The following is a 20,178-nucleotide window of genomic DNA, read 5'->3' on the forward strand; positions in this document are numbered from 1 at the left end:
CCTGTTCAATGGCCGGGCTTAGAGGGCCGGAGCCGCAGCTTCGGGGGTGGCGGGCGCGTCGTTTGCACCAGCTGGCTCGGCGTTCTCGCCGCCCGGCTGAGCATTCGGTTCGCGCAATGGGTTGCGCTTCGGCTGCTCGGTCGGCGGGGCGCCGTTAATGCTCAGGGCCTCGCGTCCCCCTGTGGCAGAGCCGGTGATCTCGGAGAAGTGACCGTCCTTGATGTGGATCAGCGAACAATTCACCGAACGGGATCCGCTCTCCCAGGTCTCGCGGCTCATCGCGCCCCAGAAAGGTTGCAGCGTGGACTGGTAGAGGTTCTCCTCGCCGCCCAGGTAATCCATGGCATTTTGGGTGCAGGTTTCGGAGAGGAACTTATCCATGTCCTCATCGCTGGGGTAGCCATTGGGGAACTTTTCGGCCAGGTTGATGACGGATACGGTCTCCATCTGGTGCGGTTCCTGGCAGGGAACGGTATTGAGTACCTGTTTATCATCCACCTTGCGGCATTCGCCGGGCTTGGCGACGACCGCCTGGTCCACCTCGCTGACCTTGCCGGTGGATTCCTGCGGTACGCCGTTGGCGTCGGTAGTCTGCAGGCCACACAGCAAGGTACGGTCACCCTGATCCCAGGATGCGGCCGGGGGCAGGATGGAAGCAATGTCATAGCGCCCGTTAGGGTCCCACTTGCCATTGAGATAGCTCACCGTGGGTGCCTCACACAGCTCATCGCGCAGGGCGTTTTGGCGTGTGATGTCGGGGCGCGTGGCGTTGGGGCCGAACTCACTGGTGGGGTAGGCGCTGAGATCCTCGCGAGCCGAGACTTCGAAGCGGTGCGGCTTATCGCAGCTGATCTGCTCAAAACCGGTGGCGGTGCCATCCGGAGCGATGTCCCAGGTCACGCATGCCCCAGCGGAGGCGGTGGTGAAGGGAGCAGCTTCGCCGTCGGCGGTAGAAGGATCGGCGGCCTGACTGCCGTTGGCGCTGGAGCTAGCGGAGTCATTCCCGGCCGAATCGGTGCCGGTTGGCTCGCCGCTAAAGAGGCCGTAAGAGGCCATGAAGACGGCCGCGGCCACGGCTGCAACGAGGACGACGCGGATGGCGGAGGCGGAGCGCCATGCAGATGAAGTGCTCATAGAACTCCTCATACTACTCCCTTAGCGGCCCTAGCTTCTAGCCCGCCCGGCGCCGTTCGGAGCGGCGCGCCGCTACATACGCGTGCGGGAGACGTGGGTCGTAAGGCGGTAGCGGTCAGTGCGGTAGACCGAGGAGCACCATTCAACCGGTCGGTCCCCCGAGCGGGCGAGGCGGGTGATGTGGAGAAGTGGGGTGTTCGGGGGGACGTCGAGAAGCTCGGCGATGTCTTCCTCTGCCGCCACCGCGGTGACTGTCTGCTCGGCCTCGGTGATGGGGACCTTGAAGGTGCTGTCCAGAATGGCGTAGACGGAGTTGTAGATGTCATTTTCTAGCAGCGTCGGCGCGAAGGCGGAGTTGTACCAGCCATCGTCGATGGAATAAGGCTCGCCATCGCCCAAGCGCAGGCGCCGCAGGTGGGTGTGTGCAACCGTGGTCTCTGTGCCGAAGAAATCACACACCTCGTTGGGTGCGGTGCTGCGCTCACCCAGCAGGATTCTCGAGGAAGCCTGTACTTTTTGGTAGCCCATCTCATCGGAAAAGGATGCCAAATGGAGCCGGGAGACGAGTGGGTTCGGAGCCACGAAGGTACCCTTGCCTCGCACCCGCCGCAGGCGGCCTTCGGCCACTAAATCACCGATGGCGCGGCGCACGGTGATGCGGGAAACGCCGTAGGTTTCTTCGAGAATGCGTTCGCCGGGGAGGATGTCACCGGGTTTGAGGGTGGTTCGGCAGAGCTCGGAGAGGATATCCCGCAGCTGAGCGTGCTTGGGCACGGGGCCGTCGGTAATAATGTGAGGTGCCATATTATTGATGATAATGCGCTGGTTATGACCAGCGCAAAGGTATGGCCGTGCGCTAGACTATCCGGCGTGATTGATCTCAAGTTTCTTCGCGAAAATCCCGATGTCGTCCGCGCCTCCCAGGTAAACCGTGGGGAGGACCCTGCTTTGGTGGACCAGCTGCTCGCCGCCGATGAACAGCGCCGCGCGGCCATTGTGAAGGCAGACCAGCTGCGCTCGGAGCAGAAGGCCTTTGGTAAGAAGATTGGCCAGGCTTCTCCGGAGGAGCGCCCCGCGCTGCTGGAGGGCTCCAACGAGCTGAAGGAAAAGGTCAAGGCGGCCGGCGAGGAAGCGGCCGCGGCCGAGGCCAAGGTGACGGAGCTGCAGTACCAGCTCTCCAACGTGGTGGAGGGTGCTCCGGCGGGCGGCGAAGATGACTTCATCGTCCTCGAGGAGGTCGGTGAGAAGCCGCAGTTCGACTTCGAACCGAAGGATCACCTGGAATTGGGTGAGACGCTGGGGCTTATCGACGTCAAGCGGGGCGCCAAAGTCGGCGGCGCACGTTTCTACTACCTCACTGGTGACGGCGCCTTCCTGCAACTGGGCATGCTGATGTTGGCTGCGCAGAAGGCTCGTGAAGCTGGCTTTAGCCTTATGATCCCGCCGGTGCTCGTGCGCCCGGACGTTATGCAGGGAACTGGCTTCTTGGGTCAGCACGCGGATGAGGTTTACTACCTGCCGGCGGATGATCTTTATCTGGTTGGCACCTCTGAGGTGGCCCTGGCCGGCTACCACAAGGAAGAGATCATCGACCTGTCCAAGGGCCCGCTGCAGTATGCAGGCTGGTCTTCCTGCTTCCGCCGCGAGGCAGGTTCGCACGGCAAGGACACCCGCGGCATCCTGCGCGTGCACCAGTTCGACAAGCTGGAGATGTTTGTCTACTGCAAGCCGGAAGACGCCGAGGAGATGCACCAGAAGCTCCTGAACATGGAAAAGGACATGCTGGCGGCGATGGAGCTGCCCTACCGCACCATCGATATCGCGGGCGGAGACTTGGGCTCCTCTGCGGCGCGCAAGTTCGATAACGAGGCGTGGGTGCCCACTCAGGGCGCGTACCGCGAGCTCACCTCGACCTCGAACTGCACCACCTTCCAGGCGCGCCGCCTGTCCACGCGCTACCGCGATGAGAACGGCAAGACCCAGTACGCCGCCACGCTCAACGGCACCTTGGCTACGACCCGCTGGCTCGTAGCCATTCTGGAGAACCACCAGCAGGCAGATGGCTCCGTGGTGGTTCCGGAGGCCCTGCGCCCATTCGTGGGCAAGGACGTGCTGTACCCCGTAAACTCCTAGAAGAACGCGGTGCGCGGGGCTTCGCGCGCCGCCCTCTCTTGTCCCTCCTCGCTGCTCTCAACGGCGGGGCCTTAGCTGTTTGGAGCACCATGAGCGCTGTGACTAACTTCCTTTACCGGCAGATCACACACATCGGCCGCGGGGTGACTCTGGCCCAGGGGCTCAAGATGCGCTTGTCCGGGGAGGAGAATATCCCGGATCAGGGCGGGGCCGTCATCGTGTGCAACCACACGGGTTACATGGATTTCCTTTTCGGGGCCTTCTTGGCTTACCGCAAGCGCCGTTTGGTGCGCTATTTGGCTAAGGCCTCCATCTTCCAGGCGCCGGTGGCCGGGCAGCTTTTTCAGGTCATGGGGCATGTCCCGGTGGACCGTATCGATGGCGGGGCGTCGATTGTCAAAGGCATCGAACTAGCCAAGAGTGGGGAACTCGTGGGGGTCTTCGCGGAGGGAACGATTTCCCGCAGCTTTGAAATTCGCAGCATGCGTAACGGCGCGGCGCGTATTGCGCATGGTGCGGGCGTGCCGATTATTCCGCAGGTTATCTTTGGCTCCCAGCGTATTTGGACTAAGGGGAAGAAGAAGCACTTGGGCCGCACGAAGACGCCGGTGCTGATTAAAGCTTTGGAGCCTTATTACACGACGGGCGATTTCGACGCGGATATCGCGGAGGTGCGCCGCCGGATGCAGGAGGCCCTGGAGGGACTGTGGGCGGAGTATGAGGCGGAGTTCGGACCGATGCCAGCCGGGGAGTTCTGGGTGCCCGCCCGCAAGGGAGGTGGCGCGCCAACGCTGGAGGAAGCCGAGGCCCAGGACTCCGAGGTGGAGTCCGAACGCTACCGCGTGCGCCGGTTGCGCGATGACCTGACCAGCCTCAAGGACCGCATCTCCGAGGCCACCGTGGAGCTCATGCGCGACCGGATGGCGCTGATGAAACGGGCTGATTCCGGAGAATCGGGAGCAGAGCTTGGCGACGAGAACGTCGACGCCACGCAGGAAAACGACGGCGCACAGGTTGAAAGCTCAGCTGCTGAGAAAGGCAAAGACCGCCCGCGTACTGCCCCGGAGACTCTGGAATGGATCAAGGAGAACCTCAACTCGGTGGTCGAGGAAGCCATGCGCGGCGTCGGGGAAGGCCGCGACAAGGTCACGGAGGTTATGGCGCAACTGAAGTCCGATGTGGTGGAAGCCCAGGCTTCGATGACTGCGAGCAGCAAGGAGATCTTCGCCGGTTCCGTGGTGGAGCAGGGGCTGCTTTCTGCGGCGACGCAATCGCGCATTATCGTCTCCCGCTTGCCGCACCGTGTGAAGGCCCAGTACTCCGTTGTGCCACGGGTGATTGTGGCGGATCAGAGTGCGCTGAGCATGGAGAACGGGGAAATCTCGAAGCGGCTTCAGGAAGCGCTGGCGCAGTTGCACCCGCAGGTGGAGGAGCTGGTTGTGCTCTCGCCTCAAGGTGAGGTCCTCGACGCCGCTGCTTTTGGTGAGCTTCCCCAAACGTGTTGGCGCATTGCCTGCTCAGACGCGGCTGAAGGGGTGCAGTTTAACGATGCCCCCGGGGGTGTGGTGGTCACGGCGTCCTCGCCCGCCGAGGGGCTGGCAGCTGTGGCGAAGAGGATCGGAGCCGAGCCTGCGGACCTTCTATTCTTTGCGAATGAGCCTGGTGATGAAACGTTTGCGGAGGGCGGGGAAGGCGTCGCTGTGCACATGGTGGCGCTGGAAACAGCTCCCATTGAGGTGATTAAGGCTGCCCAAGCGGTGACCTATTCCGTGGAACGTTTCGGCATGGCAGAAGTTTTGGAGGCGATGGCGCGCCTGCAGCAGGAGAAAAAATAAGGTTGGAAACCCTGGACTTGCAACTAGTCCTTAACGTCCGTTAGCACCCCCGGAAGGGGGTGCTATTTTATTTTGTCAACCTATGAAAGGGCTGAGTAACTCCAGGTTACGGCGCGGAAACTTACGTGTGAGTAGCGTCTCCAGAGGGAAAATCGGGTGATCTATAGCATTGGCGGTGGGAGAAAACTTCTTCTTCATCCGCTATCCGAGCAATTAGTCGAGGAATCGGCACACTGGGTGCGTGGTGGATGAGCACAATATGCTGCGCATACCGTCAACGAGGGCAGGGCTTTCTGGCGCCGTGCAGCGAGAGAGGAGACTCGGTCAACAATGACCACGACGAGTATTAACAGCTTCAACCCTGAGTATTTTGAAAAGACATGGAACGACTACTCCACCGAGGATTATGACGTCGTCATCATCGGCGGCGGCTCAGTAGGCGCTGGTGCTGCGGTGGATGCGGCCACCCGCGGTTTAAAGACGGCCGTGCTGGAATCCCAAGACTTTGCGGCAGGAACGTCCTCGCGTTCCTCCAAGATGTTCCACGGTGGCCTGCGCTACCTGGCGATGTTTGACTTCCGCCTCGTTGCGGAGTCCCTCAAGGAGCGCGAGCTCAACATGTCGACCCTGGCCCCGCACCTGGTAAAGCCGCTGAAGTTCATCTTCCCCCTGACCCACCGCGGTTGGGAGCGCGTCATGATGTTCGGCGGCTTTACCCTCTATGACCTCATGGGTGGTGCCAAGAGCGTCCCGATGCAGAAGCACCTCACCCGCAAGGGCGTGCTCAAGGTCACCCCGGGTCTCAAGGAGGATGCCGTCGTCGGTGGCGTGCGCTACTACGACACGCTTGTCGACGACGCCCGCCACACCATGACCGTCCTGCGTACCGCCGCTGAATATGGCGCAAGCGTGCGCACCGGCACTGAGGTTATCGGTTTCGAGAAGGACAACCGCGGCCGCATCACCGCCGCAAAGGTCCGTGACCTCGAGACCGGCCGCGAGACCACCGTGAAGGGCAAGGTCTTCATCAACGCCACGGGTGTCTGGAACGACAAGATTCAGGACATGGCCGGCGCGGAGGGCAAGTTCACCGTTCACGCCTCCAAGGGTGTGCACATCGTGGTTCCGAAGGATGCCCTCGATGCGGATGCCGCGCTGTGCTTCGTCACCGAAAAGTCCGTGCTCTTCGTCATTCCGTGGGGCGAGTACTGGATCATCGGCACCACCGATACTGACTGGGAAAAGGGCTTGTCCCTGCCGGACCCGGCTCCGACGAAGGCAGATATCGACTACATTCTGGACCAGGTCAACCAGCGCGTGCGCAACAAGATCACCCGCGAGGACATCGTTGGTGTCTACTCCGGTCTGCGCCCGCTGCTGTCCGGTAAGTCCGACTCCACCACCAACCTCTCCCGCAACCACGCCGTTGCCCGAGTAGCCCCGGGCCTCGTCTCCGTTGCTGGTGGTAAGTACACGACTTACCGCGTCATCGGTAAGGACGCGGTGGACCTGGCCGCCAAGGAACTGGGCTTCAAGGTGGCAGAATCCGTCACCGAGCGCACTCCGATCTTGGGCGCGGACGGATACCACGCTTTGGCCAACCAGGTTCCGGCGCTTGCTCGCCGCTACAACCTCGACGAGAAGCGCATCGAGCACCTGCTTGGCCGCTACGGTTCGCTCATCAGCGAAGTACTGGCTCCGGCCGCCGATGACGCCTCCCTCCTTGAGCCGATTCCGGGCGCTGAGAGCTACATCTGGGCTGAGGCCCGCTACGCCGTCACCCACGAGGGTGCACTGCACATCGACGACATCGTGTCTCGTCGCCTGCGCGTAGCCATCGAATTCGCCGACCGAGGCGTTGCCGCTGCTCAGCCTATTGCTGAGTTCGTCGCGCCACTGCTGGGCTGGGACCAGAGCGACATTGAGCGCGAGGTTAGCCACTTCAAGCAGCACACCGAGGCGGAGCTTGCCGCCGAGGCTGCCCTCACCGACCGTGAGGCAAATGACATTCTCGAGCGCGCTGGCAGCGCACGAGCCACTAAGGAAGAAGCCTAAGCGTCACGGGGCCCAGCGAGGACGTTTGCTGTCTCTCGCTGGGCCTTTGGTCTAGGCAAAAGAGAAAGGACAAGTTATGACCGGAACTGATGCATTCCTGTGGGAGTTCCTTGGCACGGCAGTGCTGCTCCTGTTGGGTAACGGCGTCTGCGCGACTGTAAACCTCCGCACCTCCGCGGCGCGCGGTGCAGACTGGATCGTTATCGCAATGGGTTGGGGCCTCGGCGTCTACTTGGGCGCTAGCATCGCGGACCCCTCTGGCGGTCACCTGAACCCGGCGGTGACCATCATGCTCGCTGTCAATGGCTCTCTCGAGTGGAGCCTTGTGCCTTATTACCTCCTGGGTCAGATCTTGGGCGCCATGCTCGGTGCTTTCCTGGCGTGGGCAACGTTCAAGCAGCTTTTCGACGCCAACAATGTCGACGAAGCCGGTAACGTCACCGGAGCCAACAAGAACACCGGCGGTATTTTCTTCACGAACCCGGCGCACCCGAAAAACGGCTGGAACGCAGTGACGGAGTTCATCGCAACCACTGTGCTGCTCATGTTCATCGCCTTTGGTCCTACCGGTGGCGAGCTTGGCCCGCTGAGCTACTTCGGCGTTGCCTTCGTCATCGTGTCTATCGGTCTGTCCCTCGGCACTCCCACCGGATATGCCATCAACCCGGTCCGTGACCTCGGCCCCCGCATCATGTACGCCTTTGTCCTCCCTATCAAGGACAAGGGCACTGGAAACTGGAGCTATGCCTGGGTTCCGGTCGTCGCGCCGATGCTGTCGGCCGTCGCCGTTGGCCTGCTATCCATAGCCCTTTAAAACACCCCCGACAAGGAGAAACTTATGTCCACCAAGAGCTACGTTGCAGCGATTGACCAGGGTACGACCTCCACGCGTTGCATCATTTTCAACCACGACGGAGAGCAGGTGTCCGTCGGCCAGCTCGAGCACGAGCAGATTTTCCCAGAGAAGGGCTGGGTGGAGCATGACCCAGAGGAAATCTGGAGCAATACCCGCCGCGCGGTGGGTGAGGCCTTGGCCAACGGCGACATCAACGTTGAAGACATCGCCGCTCTGGGTATCACCAACCAGCGTGAGACCACCGTTGTGTGGGACAAGAACACCGGCAAGCCGGTCTACAACGCCATCGTGTGGCAGGACACCCGAACCACCGACATTTGTAAGGAACTCGCCGGCGACGACGGCGCGGACAAGTGGCGTCGTCGCACCGGCCTCATTATCAACTCCTACCCGGCCGGCCCGAAGGTGAAGTGGATCCTCGATAACGTCGAGGGCGCCCGTGAGCGCGCTGAGGCCGGCGAGCTTCTCTTCGGCACCATCGATACCTGGCTGCTGTGGAACCTCACCGGCGGTGCCGACGGCGACAACGGTCAAGAGGCCCTCCACGCCACCGACGTCACCAATGCCTCCCGTACGCTCCTCATGGACATCGAAAAGCTCGAGTGGGATGAGGAACTGTGCAAGGAGATGGGGATCCCGACCTCCATGCTCCCGGAGATCCGCCCGTCCCTGGGTGACTTCCGTACTGTCCGCGAGCGCGGCTCGCTGTCCGGTGTACCGATTCGCGCCATCTTGGGTGACCAGCAGGCCGCCATGTTCGGCCAGGGTTGCTTCCGCCCGGGTTCCGCGAAGAACACTTACGGCACCGGTCTGTTCCTCCTGCTCAACACCGGTACCACCCCGAAGTTCTCTGAGAACGGCCTGCTCACCACCGTGTGCTTCCAGCGCGAGGGCGAGCGTCCTGTCTACGCGCTCGAGGGTTCCGTCTCCATGGGTGGTTCCTTGGTGCAGTGGCTGCGTGACAACCTGCAGATCATCCCGAACTCCGCCTCCATCGAGAACATGGCGCGTGAGGTTAAGGACAACGGCGGCGTCTACATTGTTCCTGCCTTCTCCGGACTCTTCGCTCCGTACTGGCGCCCGGACGCTCGTGGTGTCATCGTGGGCTTGACCCGCTACGCCAACCGCAAGCACCTGGCCCGCGCGGTCCTGGAGTCCACCGCGTACCAGACCCGTGACGTCGCTGACGCCATGGTTGCTGATTCCGGTGTGGAGATCACCGAGCTGCGAGTCGACGGCGGCATGACCATGAACGAGCTACTCATGCAGTTCCAGGCAGACATGCTCGGCGTGGAGGTTCACCGCCCGAAGAACGTGGAGACTACCGCCACCGGTGCGGCCTTTGCCGCCGGCTTGGACTCCGGCTTCTGGGATGACCTCAGCGTGCTGGGCTCCCAGCAGGGAGACTTCAAGGTCTGGAAGCCACAGCGCGAGAAGGAAGAAGTCGAGGCTCTCTACCGCGACTGGAAGCGCGCCATCAAGCGTTCCCTGAACTGGGAAGACGTTGATGATGATGACGTTATCGCCTAAGAGCTAACCAGGCGTCTTTGCACGAAGAGGTGGCCGTCACGAGCATTCTCGTGGCGGCCGCTTTCGTCGTTTTAGGTGTGACGGATTGCGGCTGGGTGCAACGCGGTGGCGGGGCTTTAGCGCTGTGGCGGACGGTGTGGTGGTTACTCGCGTTGCGGGCACGCCATTGAGCGTGTCGCCCTGACGTAGACTCGGGGCTATGGCCAGTGACGTATTTTCGGACCGCGCTCCGCGCCTCATCATTAGTGATATCGACGGCACCTTATTGGACCGGAACCACCGAGTTCCCCGTCGAAACCGCGAAGCAGTGGCCCGCGCGGTAGCTGCGGGCAGCGCGTTCGCCTTGGCAACTGGCCGGCCCTTCCGCTGGATCATGCCCGTGCTGGAGCAGCTGACCGTGCGCCCAGTGTGCGTGACATCAAATGGCGCGGTGATTTATGACTCGGCGGAAGACCGCGTGCTTTCCGCCCACGAGCTCTCGCCGCAGGCCCTCGCGGAAATCGTGGAGGTGGCGACCAAGGTACTCGAGCCCCACGGCGGCGTTGGCTTCGGTGCGGAACGCACGGGAGGCTCGGTTATGGACCCGGTTGAGGAACTCTTCGTCGTTGAGTCGCACTATTCGGAGAACGCGCTCTTCGAAGGCTTTGGGCTGGTTAGCGTGGGGGAGTTGGTGTCCCGGCCGGCGGTGAAGCTGTTGATTCGCAACACCGCATTCTCCGCGCCGGAGCTCTACAGCCTCATCGCTCCCCACATCGATTCCGAGCTTGCCCACGTCACCTACTCGATGTCCGAGGGAATCCTCGAGGTGGCGGCCCCCAACGTGACGAAGCGCCGTGGAATTAAATGGCTGGCTGAGCACCACGGTATCGCCCGCGAGGAGATCATTGCCTTTGGCGATATGCCTAACGATATCGAGATGCTTGAGTGGGCTGGGTGCGGTGTTGCCATGGAAAACGCTCACCCGGATGTCGCGGCGGCCGCAGATACGGTGACGCTAGCGCACCACCAAGCAGGCGTGGCAAAGGTCCTCGAGCGCTGGTTCTAGCACTGCTGTACCCCGCTTTGCTGTGGCCGTGAAACCCCGCGCTACCTGCCCTATTTGTGGCGGAACCTGAGGGTTTTCTGCCTCCGGTTGCGGGGTGGGTGGTGGTGTTTTAATCTTTGTCGCATGGGGGATTTGGAGACTTATTTCTCCTATCGCAGGTCGGGGTTGGAGCTTGTGGGGCTTGCGGTAGGCAGTGTGGATGATTTACGCGCGCGTGGTGCATCAAGGGCTGATGCTGCGGAGTTGGCTGGGTTGTATGGGGTGTATTTTGGGCCGACGCGTTTTACGGGCAAACAGCGCCAAGCTCGTGTGGCTGCTGCTTCTCACAGGCATGATGTGGCGACGTTGAGTTTGATTGAGTCCTATACCGCTAAGGTGAAAAAAGAGTTGGATGCGTGGAATCTGCGTGTCCGCTTGGCGGAGACTCCAGCAGACCGTATCCCGAAGGTGGCGAGGGAGAGGTTGAAGCAGTTGCGGCCGCGGCGGGTGCCTGAACCTGGGGTGAGGTTGACGTATCGGGCGTCGGGTCCGCATTCGTTGACGATTACTGATTCAGCGTTGCGCATTAGTGAGATGCGCGGGACATTGGAGTCGATTAATCCGGCTGATTTGTTGGATGCGGCAGGTCAGGTGTTCTTTAATAAGGCGCATGGTGGTTCTAAGCCTGCGGTGGCTACCAATGTGGTGGTGACCTTGGATGAATTGGAACGGATTGTGCGGGGTGAGGGCGATGATATTGAGCTAGTACTCACCAATGGTGGGCGGATGACTGGCCGGGAGTTTGTCACTTATAAGTTTGCTGAGGTTGGGTATGTGACGTTGGTGCATCCAACGATTGGGCCGGTGTGGTTGCACAGGGTGCGGCGTTTGGCTGGGTTTGAGCAGCGGATCATGGCCAGTGCGGAGCATCCGACGTGTGCGCGTGAGGGGTGTAATAAGCCGGCTGATTATTGTCAGGTGCATCATTTAGTGCCGTGGAAGGCGGGTGGGGCGACGGATCCACCAAATTTGACGATGTTGTGTGCTTATCACAACGGCATCAATGATGATGATCCGGATAAGCCGACGGGTGCTGGTTATGTTTTCAGGCTGCGGGGCGGGGTGGATTATGTACCACCGTGGGCGGAGCCGATTACTTCCCAGCCGGCGTATCAGGCAGCGCAAGCGGCGTTGAAGCAGCAGGTCACTGGGGGCGTCTTGGGCGGAGCGCCACCGGATATTTAAACCCTCAACAATGCCGAAGCGGAAGCCACCGGGTGGCTCCCGCCACATCGGCGATCCCACACGCTCACGCTAGGCGACGGCCCACCTCGTCGAAGCGTGACTGAAAGCAATGAGTGACACAACGGCGGCACCCCTAGCTAAACGCGGCTAGGGATGTTTGGGGATTAGTCCGTGAAGACCTGAATCTGCTCAGTCTCCGGGTTGTAGACAATGGATCCGCCCTGGAACTGAACGCGGACTTCCTTGCCGAGGCCGGTGGGGACTTCGTCGGACGTCGGCAAGCCGAGCGTTGCCGAGTTGTTGCCGGAGGCCCATTCCTTGGCGATGCGTCCCACCAGCGCGTGCGTACCGGTGTCTTCGGAACTGAGCACGATGCCGTTTTGGAAGAGCTGGTAGATGATGCCTGCCGACTCATCCGGACCGCCAACTGCCAGGCCAAGTGCTGGGCCGAAGGCATTGAGAACTGCCGTCCACGTTTGCTTCAGGCCTTCGTTCTTGCTCAGGGATAGCACCTTGGTCACGATGCCAGGAATTTGCTCCACCGGCAGCCCATTGACGGTTTGGTCCGTGTCAATCTGCTGGTCCGAGCGGGCATACATGATGGCGAAGAGGGTGCCAGCCAGGCCGACTAGCGCGGTGATGGTGCTCATCGGGATTTCAGTATCGCCCAGCGAGGACGTTGCCTCCTGTGCCGGGGCAACCGGTGCGGGAGCAGACGGCGCGTTTCCGTTCGGCGTGGAGCCAGAGGAGTCTGGCGTAGAGGTATTTCCGCTGCCCCAGTCTGTCGACGTCGAACCAGACGCGCCCGACTTAATGGCGAGGTACTTCTTGTGCGCCGCCTGGCGGATCTTCGGCCACTGGGCGATGGTGTAGCGCCCCGGGCAGGCAGTGAAGTGAACGTCGCTGTGACCGAAAAGGCCATAAACCGGGGCAGAGGCGCCTGCTGGGTAGCGCGAGCCATTGAAGCCCTCCGAGCGAAGGGAGACGCGGGAGGTCGGATCGGCACCGGAAATGGCGCCCTTCCAGCCGGCAAGGTCGGTGACAGATTCCAAGAGGGCTTCCGTCGGCTGCGCAGTCTCGTAGTTGCCGATCATGGAGATACCCCACGTGTTCTTGTTAAAACCGCCGATGTGCGCACCCTGCACAGCTTTAGCGAGACCGCCGTAGCGGCCCTCGTAGATAGTGCCGTACTTATCCACCAGCGCGTTGTATCCGATATCGCACCAACCTAAATTCTGGGCGTGGTACTGGTAAGCAGCGCGCACCTGCGCGGCTGCTTGCGCGCGGGTGTAGTTATTGGAACCCGCGGTGTGGTGCAGCGCGATGGCCTTCACACCGTCGTCGTAGTCGGCGCCCTTGCAGCGGATGTTCTCATTCGCGCCCCAGCCGGCGCGCGAAACCACGCGCGGCATGCCATCGGTCTCAGCGGTTGGCTCGATGACCTCACCCTCCTGGGCGTTGCCGTCCATGAAGACCGCCTCGAGGCCTTCCACGTCGCTATTGGCGGGAAGTTCTTCGGCCTCAGCGACGGGGGCGATGTCGCCGACGTTGAAGGAGGCGTCGTCAAGCGCGGCGTCCTCAACGGGGGTTTCGGTGAACTCTTCGTCCAGATTCGACCCGGTTACCAGATCCACATTGTTGATGGAGACCTGCACGTCGTTGGTATCGCCCACGAAGATGAGCTCGGTGCCGTTCGTGGCGTTCGGATCATCGTTGTTGTAGGACATTGAGTCCATGTCGTACCACTCGGACCAGGACCCGTCTGGCTGCTTGGCGCGGACGAAGGCAGCGACATCGCGCGCGCCCTTCCAAGTCACGGCAAAAGAGGAGAAGGTCTCATCGCGGTGGAATTGCTTGACCGCGCGCGGGCCTTCGCCCTCGCCCTGGGCGGCGATGGCCGGGTCATCCACCACGACCGTTTCGCCAGAACCAAAGGACTCGGAGGCCGAGCTCACTTCGATGGGCCCGCTGCCTGCTTCCTGGGTGTGGATAAGGGTTTGGCCGCCCACGGCTGCGGCAGCAACCACAGCGATCGAGGTGACCGTGGCGATAATCGGCGTGGACCACGTCGATTTCGCGGGAACAAGACGACGTTTGAGGTGCACTGTTACTCCTAGGATGGTGTGCGCCACAAGGTTAAGAGAAGCGCAAAAAGTTAACTAACGGGACAGATGTTACGTCAGGTGTTGGAGTGAAAGGGGGTGTGACACGCGAGTTTTCTCGCTTGGGTGTCACCCGCCGTTCTATGCGCGTTACTGCTTTAAGCTGATGCCCATGACTGCATATGACCTCATCGTTGTTGGATCTGGATTCTTCGGCCTGACCGTGGCCGAGCGCGCAGCCTCCCAGCTGGGCAAAAAAGTGCTCATCGTGGAGCGCCGCGAGCACTTGGGCGGCAACGCCTATTCGGAGGCCGAGCCGGAGACCGGCATCGAGGTCCACAAATACGGCGCGCATCTCTTCCACACCTCGAATAAGCGCGTGTGGGAGTACTGCAACCAGTTCACCGACTTCACTGACTACCAGCACCGCGTCTTTGCCATGCATGACGGCACGGCCTACCAGTTCCCGATGGGCCTGGGCCTGATTAACCAGTTCTTCGGCCGCTACTACTCCCCGGATGAGGCGCGCCAGCTCATCAAGGAGCAGGCTGGTGAGTTCGCCGTGGATGAGGCGCAGAACCTGGAGGAGAAGGCTATCGCGCTCATTGGCCGCCCGCTCTACGAGGCCTTCATCCGCGACTACACCGCCAAGCAGTGGCAGACCGATCCGAAGGAGCTGCCGGCCGGCAACATCACGCGCCTGCCGGTGCGCTATACCTTCAACAACCGCTACTTCAACGACACCTACGAAGGCCTGCCTGTCGATGGTTATGCGGCCTGGCTGGAGAAGATGGCGGAGCACGAGCTTATCGACGTCCGCCTTAACACCGACTGGTTCGACGTGCGCGAGGAGCTGCGAGAGGCGTCGCCAAACGCGCCGGTGGTCTACACGGGCCCGCTGGACCGCTACTTCGACTTCGCTGAGGGTGAGTTGGGCTGGCGCACGCTCGATTTCGACATGGAGGTGCTGGAGACCGGTGACTTCCAGGGCACCCCGGTGATGAATTACAACGATGCGGACGTGGACTACACCCGCATCCACGAGTTCCGCCACTTCCACCCGGAGCGCGCCGATAAGTACCCCAAGGACAAAACCGTCATTATGAAGGAGTACTCGCGCTTCGCGGAGAAGGGTGATGAGCCGTACTACCCGATCAACACCCCGGAGGACCGCTCCAAGCTGGAGGCTTACCGCAAGCTCGCTGCCGCTGAGGCCCGCGAGAACCAGGTCCTCTTCGGCGGCCGCCTGGGCACCTACCAGTATCTGGACATGCACATGGCTATTGCCTCCGCGCTGAGCATGTTCGATAACAAGCTGGCTCCCTATTTCCGTGATGGCCAAGCCATCACGCAGGAGCGCGGTCACTAGGCCACGGCGCTGGCCCGGCCGCTCCCGGTAGCGCAGCGTGGCGCGCTATGCTGAAACACCTCGATGGAAGGAGGTGACGGCATGGCGCAGCGCAAGAAGAAGCGCGCAGACCGCAGCATGTGGAAGATGTCCCCGGAGCGGCTCGAGGAACACCTCAAGCTGCGCAGTCGCGCAACGCGCATTCCCGATAAGAAGAAGGAACAATCCAAGAAGGCCTGCCGGAACACCCGGCGGGCCTTTGGCCGTTTATGGGGAGGTTGTGCCAGCGTGCGGAACTAGACCAAAGAAAATAAAAACTTGTGGTCTGGCCAACAATCACTTAAGGTTAACAGTAGGTTAACAATAGGCGAACAGAAAGTGAGTTTAGAGATGACTTCCCCGAACGCCCGCCGTTTCGATACGTTGCGCCAGGATTTACACGCAGATTATGGCCACGAGTACACTGCCCAGGAGATTGACTCCTTCCTCGATGCCACTATTGAGCGTCACGAGGCTGGCGCGACTTTAGAAGAGTTCATTCCCGTGATGGTGGAGCGCGAGGTGCGCGAGCACTTCGGCACCCACCGCATCCACGTGCGTTTCTCGGCAGGTGCCGACCATGCGCTGGCGCAGGCAGCCGTGGCTTTGACGAAGAAGTATGCCGGTAACGCGCTGCTGGTGGACGCCGCCGTAGCCCACCCGGAAAACGACCCTGACTCCCACATGGCCCACGTGCTCCAGGAGCGCGGCATGGCGGAGCACCCGGACCGCTACGTCGAGGACCTGCGTCTGGTGACTATCCCTGACTTCATTGTCTACCTCGGCCGCGAGGTGCCGCGCGATGAAGCCGGCAAGGACGTCAAGATCTGGGACATCGCCACGGCGGAAACCGTGGAGGAGACCCGTGAACTGGCCGATGACCTCGGCGCCCGCGTGCTCTACATGCTCAACCGCCTGGGTATCGAGCCCATCTCGGAGGATGCCGCTGTCACGGCCTAAATCAGCTGGATAAAGACTTCCTCAACGCGGTCGACACTGCGCAGGGAATCTGGAAGGTTAAGACCGGCATGGGCGATGACGTAGGCGTTGCGTACATCGGTCTTGGAGTTGCCGACGTGGATGCGAGAGAGCTGTCGCATCGCAAGCCCTGGTAGATAGCGAACATCTGCCCCCATGTCTTGGGTGACTGCGACGGTCAACCGGCCGATGTTGTTGGGAATAACAAGGACCGAGGCGTTGTCGGCGAGGAATTGGCCGAAGAGCTTGCGTAGCGAGCCTTCATGCTGATTGATGCGTTTGGACAGGACTTGCCTGCCATGAGGATCAAGGACGCAGGCGTGGTGGAAGTATTTGCCGACGTCCACCCCAATGACGAAGTCATAGGCCATGGGTGTATGCCTCCTAGCGATGAATTAGAAGTTGGACTATTTACGCTTCATCGCTGGGGTTGTCGGACATACTTGCGCTGGCATCCACATTACTGTGAGACCTCATACCGCTCGGGCTGGGTCAGGTTCCTATTAGCAGTTTGAGTATGTCACTGCCTTCGGCGGCATCACCCCCGGATCATTTTCAGACAGGGACAGGAATAAGCCATACCGAAGCCAGCGACTAGTTCCACTGTCCTTTCGGACGGAGGGAACGGACATAAACATAACCCGCCCAATCGGGTGGCCAGGCTATGAATCTTCGGTGCCCTGAGGTGGAACTGCTAACAACGTAATGGGCGGGGGCAAAGTCAATAATTCGAGTCTGGCATAAGTTGATAAGGATTGCCTAACCTAATACTGTTTCAAGTTATGTTCCCGATCGGGAATCGGCAACGGAAGCGAGGCGGCGACGATGAACAGAAAACGTGGATCGACCAGAGAACCCCTCTCCGGAGGGGGAGTCGGGGACGCGGGCCCGGACGGGACGGGCGACGGCGACGCGGTGTCGTCGCAGACGGACGACGGGCGGTTGGTACGCGTCGCACCGGTCGCAGCGGGTGGCCGACCATCCACCCGCGATATGCTCGTCGCCGCCGCGATCGGCGTCGCGGGGTCTCTCGTCGTCGTGCCCCTGACCTACCTGCAGGTGTTCGCCGGCATCGCCCACGTTTATCTCGTCGCGGCGACGCTCGGGTTGTGGTTCCTGCAGTGCGTCGTTCCCCTCATCGTCGTCCGCAAGCCTGGCGCGAGCCTCATTGCGTGCCTTGCCATGGGCGTCGTGTCCGCGGCGACCACCCCGTTCGGCGTCGCCGCGATCGGGGCGCTGATCATGGAAGGATTGCTCATCGAGCTTCCATTCATGGTCACCCTGTACCGGCGGTGGACGCGTACCCAGTTCGTGGCGTCGGCGATGTTGTTCTCCGCGCTGATGGGAACGATGGCCCCGCGCGCAGTTGGCGTCGACTCGCCGACCACGCCCATGACCCTGATCAGCTTCGCCGTAGCCTTGGCATCGAGCTTGGTGTTTTTGGTCCTGGGCTTTGCCGTCGCAAAGGGGCTTCGCAGCCGCGGGGTCACCCGGTGACCGGCGGAGCACCCGCGTGCGCCGGTGCGACACGCGGGACGGCCCCGGCCCGGTTACGGGTTAGGGGCGCGGGCGTGCGGCACGCCGATGGGCGATGGGCACCCGACATGGTGGATCTCTCCTTCGATTTCGGCACGATCAACGCCATCACGGGACCCGTGGGATGCGGAAAGACAAGCCTGGCCCACCTCATCGCTGGACTGATTCCCTCGCACATCCCCATCGACCATGCCGGATTCGTGCACATCGTCGATGCCGACGGCACCGAACGCCCCGTGGACGGGGACCGGGTCACCTTCGTCGGGCAAGACCCGGCGACGCAGGTGCTCACGCTCCGAGTCGTCGATGACGTGGCCATGGCCCTCGAGTTTTCCCTCGTGGAAGCCGGCATCGTCGCCAAGCGATCAGCCGCGGCCCTATCAGAGCTCGGGCTGTCAGAGCTCGCGGAGAAGGATCCGTGGGCTTTGTCGGGCGGGCAACGCCAGCGGATGGCCATCGCCGGTGCGGTGGCCAGGGCGCCGGAGGTCATGATCTTCGACGAGCCCGCGGCCCACGTCGACGAGGACGGTCGCCGGTCGCTGTTCGCCGCCATCCGTGATTTGCGGGCCCCGGGGCGCGTCATCCTGCTCATCGAGCACGACCTCCGCCCGTTCGACGGGTGGGTCGACACGGTGACAATCCTCGATGCGGACGGGAGCGTCGCCGCGCACGGAGCGCCGGAGGGCATCGCGGTGAAGGGCATTGCGACGTCGGCCGCGACCGCCGGAGCGCCGGACACCAGTACGCCGGGCACGGGGGCACCGGACCGTCTCAGTCCGGACCGGCGGCGAAGGCCCCGGGGAGCCGGGGATGGCGCCGATCCGGAATCGGAGGCGGACGCCGTTCCACTGCTGGCCTTGACCGGAGCCCATGTGGCCCGGGGCAGGGAGCGGATCCTGAACGGGGCCGATCTGACACTGGAACGGGGCGAGATTCATGCCCTAGTCGGTGCCAACGGAGCCGGTAAGTCCACCTTGCTGGCGGTGCTGTCGGGCCAGATGAAGGCGGGAGCGGACCTCCGGATTGACGGCGCGTCCGCCCGGCGCGTCCCCGACGCCTTCGCGTCGTTGGCGTTCCAGAACCCCGAGCACCAGTTCACCCGCGCGACCGTCGCCGCGGAAATCGACTCCGCGCTGGCCGGCACGGACCCGCACGGACCACTCGGCGCCGATGAGCTGCGGAAACTGCGGGAAGCCTTGTGCCCCCGGGCACTTGACCCCGTCTCGCCGTTCGTCTTGTCGGGCGGACAGAAAAGACGGTTGGGCATCTTCCTGGCGGTGGCGGCCAATCGCCGTTTGCTGCTTCTCGACGAGCCGTTGGCGCATCTGGATTCGCCGAGCTCGCGCATCGTACTGGATGCCCTAGCGGAATACGCAGGGGCCGGCGGAACCGTTGTGTTCACGTGCCACGACCGCCGTGCTGCGCGAACGTGGGCGGATCGGGCGAGCATCGTCGCCGAAGGGAAGGTCGCCTGGTCCGGTCCCGCAGCCGACGTGCCGGCTTCCCCGGAGTCGTCCCGGCGGGATCGCGCACTGCCCGCGGCCGGCGCACGGACGTCCTTGGACGAAAGCCCCTGGACCAGTGGATCCGCCGCTCGAAGGCGCGCGGGGTTGAACGCCATCACGATTGTCGCGGCGGTGATGCTCGTCCTCGTCGCCGGGCTGCTCTCCGGCGGAGACGCCGTTCTCGCTCTGACGGGGGTCGCGTTCCTCGCACTCGCTGCGATCGCGGAACGCGACGTTCGGGCGACGGCGGGGAAGGTCCTCCTCGTCCTGTTGATCGGGGTGTTCTTCGGCCTGCTCGGGTGGCGCTCCGAGTTCTACGGCAGTGGGGATCCGGCGGAGGCTGTCCGCCACGGCATCCATCACGGACTGCTACTGACGGCCGTGTTTGCGGGGACGGTCCTGGTCTCCGCGTGTATGCGCGTCGAGGAGCTTTTCGACGCCATGGTGCAACGCCTCCGGGTGCCCTACACATGGTGCACCATAGCGATTTCCGGGGTGAGCATCGCGGCGTTCCTGCGCAGCGAAATCCCCCAGCTGACATGGGCGATTAGATTGCGCTCGATGCGACCGGGGCAGTCTTTCCGCTCCGGTTTCATTCGCGCGACGACGCCCGCGCGCATCGCCTTTCCCCTGTTCGTCAGCGCCGTGCGCTGCGCCGAAAAGCTGTCCCTGACCCTGGTGATGCGCAACTTCGGCCGCCATCCGCGACGTACCTTCCGCACCGATCACCCCTGGCGAGTGCGTGACGGTTTCGCGGCCGCAGCGTCCGCCGCGGCCTTCGTTGCCGCCCTGGTGTCCGCAGTGACTTGACGGGCACCCGGAACCGGCGGGCCCCGAGCCCGCGAGCGTTTCCGAGCC

15 protein-coding genes and 1 pseudogene are annotated in these 20,178 nt (G+C 62.4%); 12 read left to right on the top strand and 4 right to left on the bottom strand.

Translation table 11 applies throughout. The features are described from left to right. Positions 1-18: 18 nt before the first annotated feature. Both ABZS45_RS11405 and ABZS45_RS11410 read right to left on the bottom strand, forming a co-directional pair. Entirely contained in the window at positions 19-1,134 is a 1,116-nt protein-coding gene (locus ABZS45_RS11405) for a septum formation family protein (protein WP_412099922.1), read from the bottom strand. 72 nt (positions 1,135-1,206) lie between these two features. Further along, the gene (locus ABZS45_RS11410; protein ID WP_412099923.1) at positions 1,207-1,938 is read right to left on the bottom strand and encodes a GntR family transcriptional regulator; all 732 of its coding nucleotides are present in this window, start codon (positions 1,936-1,938) and stop codon (positions 1,207-1,209) included. 66 nt (positions 1,939-2,004) lie between these two features. On the opposite strand from ABZS45_RS11410, the gene serS reads away from it, so the two are divergent. From serS to ABZS45_RS11445, 7 genes are all read left to right on the top strand, one after another. Next, the gene (gene serS, locus ABZS45_RS11415; RefSeq protein WP_412099924.1) at positions 2,005-3,267 is read left to right on the top strand and encodes a serine--tRNA ligase; all 1,263 of its coding nucleotides are present in this window, start codon (positions 2,005-2,007) and stop codon (positions 3,265-3,267) included. An 89-nt stretch (positions 3,268-3,356) separates the two neighbouring features. Then, on the top strand, positions 3,357-5,102 hold the full coding sequence (locus ABZS45_RS11420) for a lysophospholipid acyltransferase family protein (protein ID WP_412099925.1): 1,746 nt from the start codon (positions 3,357-3,359) through the stop codon (positions 5,100-5,102). 330 nt (positions 5,103-5,432) lie between these two features. After that, the gene (locus tag ABZS45_RS11425) at positions 5,433-7,157 is read left to right on the top strand and encodes a glycerol-3-phosphate dehydrogenase/oxidase (RefSeq protein ID WP_412099926.1); all 1,725 of its coding nucleotides are present in this window, start codon (positions 5,433-5,435) and stop codon (positions 7,155-7,157) included. Positions 7,158-7,233: 76 nt separating this feature from the next. Beyond that, positions 7,234-7,971 carry an MIP/aquaporin family protein gene (locus tag ABZS45_RS11430; protein ID WP_412099927.1) on the top strand — a complete coding sequence of 246 codons (738 nt, stop codon included), beginning with the start codon at positions 7,234-7,236 and terminating at the stop codon, positions 7,969-7,971. Between the two features lie 24 nt (positions 7,972-7,995). Then, a complete protein-coding gene (gene glpK / locus ABZS45_RS11435) occupies positions 7,996-9,543 on the top strand; it encodes a glycerol kinase GlpK (protein ID WP_046647612.1) in 1,548 nt (515 codons plus the stop codon). A gap of 199 nt (positions 9,544-9,742) precedes the next feature. Next, entirely contained in the window at positions 9,743-10,588 is an 846-nt protein-coding gene (locus ABZS45_RS11440; RefSeq protein WP_412099928.1) for an HAD family hydrolase, read from the top strand. A 123-nt stretch (positions 10,589-10,711) separates the two neighbouring features. Then, complete coding sequence (locus ABZS45_RS11445) at positions 10,712-11,812, top strand: HNH endonuclease signature motif containing protein (RefSeq protein ID WP_412099929.1); 1,101 nt, start codon at positions 10,712-10,714, stop codon at positions 11,810-11,812. A gap of 164 nt (positions 11,813-11,976) precedes the next feature. On the opposite strand, the gene ABZS45_RS11450 is transcribed toward ABZS45_RS11445, so the two are convergent. Then, positions 11,977-13,917 carry an N-acetylmuramoyl-L-alanine amidase gene (locus ABZS45_RS11450; protein ID WP_412099930.1) on the bottom strand — a complete coding sequence of 647 codons (1,941 nt, stop codon included), beginning with the start codon at positions 13,915-13,917 and terminating at the stop codon, positions 11,977-11,979. A 169-nt stretch (positions 13,918-14,086) separates the two neighbouring features. Between ABZS45_RS11450 and glf the strand changes: the two genes are divergently transcribed. From glf to ABZS45_RS11465, 3 genes are all read left to right on the top strand, one after another. Next, positions 14,087-15,283 carry a UDP-galactopyranose mutase gene (gene glf, locus ABZS45_RS11455; protein WP_412099931.1) on the top strand — a complete coding sequence of 399 codons (1,197 nt, stop codon included), beginning with the start codon at positions 14,087-14,089 and terminating at the stop codon, positions 15,281-15,283. Between the two features lie 81 nt (positions 15,284-15,364). Continuing rightward, the gene (locus tag ABZS45_RS11460) at positions 15,365-15,562 is read left to right on the top strand and encodes a hypothetical protein (protein WP_070821746.1); all 198 of its coding nucleotides are present in this window, start codon (positions 15,365-15,367) and stop codon (positions 15,560-15,562) included. A 90-nt stretch (positions 15,563-15,652) separates the two neighbouring features. Beyond that, the gene (locus ABZS45_RS11465) at positions 15,653-16,261 is read left to right on the top strand and encodes a three-helix bundle dimerization domain-containing protein (RefSeq protein WP_010188546.1); all 609 of its coding nucleotides are present in this window, start codon (positions 15,653-15,655) and stop codon (positions 16,259-16,261) included. A 2-nt stretch (positions 16,262-16,263) separates the two neighbouring features. Here the strand turns inward: ABZS45_RS11465 and ABZS45_RS11470 are convergent. After that, a pseudogene (locus ABZS45_RS11470) lies at positions 16,264-16,650 on the bottom strand (IS110 family transposase); the annotation flags it as partial. Between the two features lie 622 nt (positions 16,651-17,272). Here ABZS45_RS11470 and ABZS45_RS11475 point away from each other — a divergent pair. Next, a complete protein-coding gene (locus ABZS45_RS11475; protein ID WP_230307979.1) occupies positions 17,273-17,776 on the top strand; it encodes an ECF transporter S component in 504 nt (167 codons plus the stop codon). A gap of 107 nt (positions 17,777-17,883) precedes the next feature. After that, on the top strand, positions 17,884-20,130 hold the full coding sequence (locus tag ABZS45_RS11480) for an ATP-binding cassette domain-containing protein (protein WP_412099932.1): 2,247 nt from the start codon (positions 17,884-17,886) through the stop codon (positions 20,128-20,130). The last annotated feature ends 48 nt before the right edge of the window (positions 20,131-20,178 follow it).

The organism is Corynebacterium aurimucosum (assembly GCF_046895345.1).
In the GTDB taxonomy this organism is placed as follows: Bacteria; Actinomycetota; Actinomycetes; order Mycobacteriales; family Mycobacteriaceae; genus Corynebacterium; species Corynebacterium aurimucosum_G.

Coding starts and splice junctions, on each gene's coding strand:
- ABZS45_RS11445 (WP_412099929.1), top strand. CDS start 10,712: ATGGGGGATTTGGAGACTTATTTCTCCTATCGCAGGTCGGGGTTGGAG.
- ABZS45_RS11440 (WP_412099928.1), top strand. CDS start 9,743: ATGGCCAGTGACGTATTTTCGGACCGCGCTCCGCGCCTCATCATTAGT.
- ABZS45_RS11425 (WP_412099926.1), top strand. CDS start 5,433: ATGACCACGACGAGTATTAACAGCTTCAACCCTGAGTATTTTGAAAAG.
- ABZS45_RS11465 (WP_010188546.1), top strand. CDS start 15,653: ATGACTTCCCCGAACGCCCGCCGTTTCGATACGTTGCGCCAGGATTTA.
- glpK (WP_046647612.1), top strand. CDS start 7,996: ATGTCCACCAAGAGCTACGTTGCAGCGATTGACCAGGGTACGACCTCC.
- ABZS45_RS11410 (WP_412099923.1), bottom strand. CDS start 1,938: ATGGCACCTCACATTATTACCGACGGCCCCGTGCCCAAGCACGCTCAG.
- glf (WP_412099931.1), top strand. CDS start 14,087: ATGACTGCATATGACCTCATCGTTGTTGGATCTGGATTCTTCGGCCTG.
- ABZS45_RS11475 (WP_230307979.1), top strand. CDS start 17,273: ATGCTCGTCGCCGCCGCGATCGGCGTCGCGGGGTCTCTCGTCGTCGTG.
- ABZS45_RS11480 (WP_412099932.1), top strand. CDS start 17,884: ATGGTGGATCTCTCCTTCGATTTCGGCACGATCAACGCCATCACGGGA.
- ABZS45_RS11430 (WP_412099927.1), top strand. CDS start 7,234: ATGACCGGAACTGATGCATTCCTGTGGGAGTTCCTTGGCACGGCAGTG.
- ABZS45_RS11460 (WP_070821746.1), top strand. CDS start 15,365: ATGGCGCAGCGCAAGAAGAAGCGCGCAGACCGCAGCATGTGGAAGATG.
- ABZS45_RS11420 (WP_412099925.1), top strand. CDS start 3,357: ATGAGCGCTGTGACTAACTTCCTTTACCGGCAGATCACACACATCGGC.
- ABZS45_RS11405 (WP_412099922.1), bottom strand. CDS start 1,134: ATGAGCACTTCATCTGCATGGCGCTCCGCCTCCGCCATCCGCGTCGTC.